The 2442-nt window shown below is 75.2% G+C and carries 2 protein-coding genes; both read right to left on the bottom strand.

Features of this window, described 5'->3' with window-relative positions:
• Positions 1 to 81: 81 nt before the first annotated feature.
• Positions 82 to 729, bottom strand: coding sequence for a TNT domain-containing protein (locus ACFVU9_RS45380; RefSeq protein ID WP_387603959.1), 648 nt, complete (start codon positions 727 to 729; stop codon positions 82 to 84).
• A 127-nt stretch (positions 730 to 856) separates the two neighbouring features.
• On the bottom strand, positions 857 to 2176 hold the full coding sequence (locus ACFVU9_RS45385) for a geranylgeranyl reductase family protein (RefSeq protein WP_387603962.1): 1320 nt from the start codon (positions 2174 to 2176) through the stop codon (positions 857 to 859).
• Positions 2177 to 2442: the final 266 nt, after the last annotated feature.

Genomic DNA, 2442 nt, shown 5'->3' on the forward strand with positions numbered 1-2442 from the left:
CGCGTCGGCGGACGGCGGCGGACGGCGGCGGGCGACGCCTGCGGACGGCGCCCGCCGCCGGGCCAGCCTTGAAGATCAGGATCAGATCCGGGCCAGGTAGCCGTTGTCGACCAGCCAGAGCACGTTCAGCCTGGCCGGGCCGCCCGGCACGAGGGCGCCGTCGAGCTGGTACTGCAGGCCCCAGCCGGGCTGGTTGAACCACGGCGCGATCGGGCCGGCGTGCACCGTGAACTCCTTGACCACCGTGTAGTCGTGGTAGTTGCAGCCGGCCGCCGGGTTCCCGTCGAGGCTCTGCGGCGGGATCGCGCGGTTCTCGTAGGGCAGGCCCTCGGGGGCGAGGAAGGCGCCGTACTCGCTGCCGTAGCGGTCGATGTCCTGGTCCGGGTGGAGGGTGAGGTCGAACTCGACCGGGCTGCCGTCGGGCAGCGTGACGAAGCCGTCGGCGGGCGGGTACTTCCAGCCGCCCTTGCCGCCGTTGGCCGCCGCGTCCCAGTACTGGGCGAGGAAGTCGCGCTCGCTCGCGCCGCCGGTGCGCCGGTAGCCGTCGACCTGCTCGCCGACCGGGCCGCTGGTCGGCAGGTCCTGGGGGCCGAGGCGGGCGTCGCCGTGCCGGAAGGCGGCGGAGCACTCGCCGGCGGGGGTGGCCCGGTCGGCGGCGGCCGCCGGGACGGTCGGGGATATCAGGGCCGCGGCCGCGGCGAGCGGCGCGATGAGCAGGCGAAGGCGCACGGTGTCTCCGTCGTCAGGGGGGATTCGACACCAGGCAAGCGGATCATCTGATCATCCGTCAATCCGATGTCGCAGTTGCCCCGCCGAATCCCCTCCTTTCGGCCAACCTGCCGCCCGGCGGCCCGGCTCACCGCCCCGGCGCGACCCGCCCGATCAGGTGCAGCAGCCGGTCGAGGGCGTCCTTCGAGTCGGGCTCGGTCAGGTTGACCATCAGCCGGAAGGCGATGTTCAGCAGCGCCGGCCGCCCGAGCCCGGCCGCGCCCGCCGCGGCGAGCAGCTTCGGGCGGCCGAGCAGGTCCGCGGCGAGCCGCCCGAGCGCGAAGTACCCGGCGTAGGCGGAGCGCAGCGCCTGCGGGTAGGCGCGCAGGGCGAGTTCGCGGCCGCGGTCGGTGCGGCGGGCGAGCGCCTGGACGATCGTCTCGGCGGCGTAGCGGCCGGACTCCATCGCGTAGGCGATGCCCTCGCCGGTGCCGGGGCTGACCGTGCCGCCCGCGTCGCCGATCAGCAGCAGGCCGTCGGCGTAGTGGGGCCCACGGTTGAGGCCCATGGGGAGGGCGGATCCGCGGACGGGTTCGGTGACGGCGTCCGGGCCGTACTCGTACTCCGGCGGGAGGCCGTCGCACCAGCGGCGCAGCAGGTCGCGCCAGTCGAGGTCGACGCCGGCGGTGTCGAGCACGCCGAGGCCGACGTTGGCCGTGCCGTCGCCCATGCCGAACACCCAGGCGTAGCCGGGCAGGAGGCGGCGGCCGGGGTCGGTGGGGTCGCGCAGGTCGAGCCAGGCCTCCAGGTAGCGGTCGTCGTGGCGCGGGGTGGTGAAGTAGGTGCGGTAGGCGACGCCCACCGCGCGGTCGGTGCGGCGGTAGCGCTTCATGGCGAGCGAGAGGCGGGTGGAGTTGCCGTCGGCGGCGACCACGACGGGTGCGTGGTAGTCGACGGGCCTCCGGTCGTCGCCGAGCTTGGCGGTGACGCCGGTGATCCGGCCGCTCCGGTCGTCGACCAACGGGCCCGCCACGTTGGCCCGTTCGACCAGTCGGGCACCGGCCGCGGCGGCGCGGCGGGCGAGCAGTTCGTCGAAGTCGGCACGGCGGCGCACGGCGCCGTACCCGGGGAAGGCGGAGAGCTCGGGCCAGTCGAACTCGATCGTGCGGCGGCCGGCGACCAGGCGCAGCCCGCGGTTGTGCAGCCAGCCGGCCTCCTCGGAGACGTCGATGCCCAGGTCGGCCAACTGCTTGACGGCGCGCGGGGTGAGGCCGTCTCCGCAGACCTTCTCGCGGGGGAAGGCCGCCTTTTCGAGGAGGAGGACGTCGAGCCCGGTGCGGGCGAGGTGGTAGGCGGCGGTGGAGCCGGAGGGGCCGGCGCCGACCACGATGACGTCCGCGCAGTGCTCCGTCCGGGCGGGGCCGGGGCCGGGCCCTGGGGCGGTCGACTGCTGCTCCGGTCCGGGCATCGCGCACTCCCACGGGTCTGATCGGCTGCTGGGTCGGCGGACCCGACGATAGGGAACGCCGACGTCCGCCGCCGCCCGACACGCGGTCCCGCCCCGACGACCGGTCAATACCGGCCACCGGGGCGGGACCTGGGGCCTGTCTTCAAACCCCCGTCGTCCGCCCGGAGGGCGGGCCGTGCGGCGTCTGGGTGCGTGCATCGCAAGGCGGAGGAGGGAGTCCATGCGGAGCATCGGCGACCGACGACAACGCGGCGAGGTGCGTGTCC

The organism is Kitasatospora sp. NPDC057936 (genome assembly GCF_042887525.1).
GTDB lineage: Bacteria > Actinomycetota > Actinomycetes > Streptomycetales > Streptomycetaceae > Kitasatospora.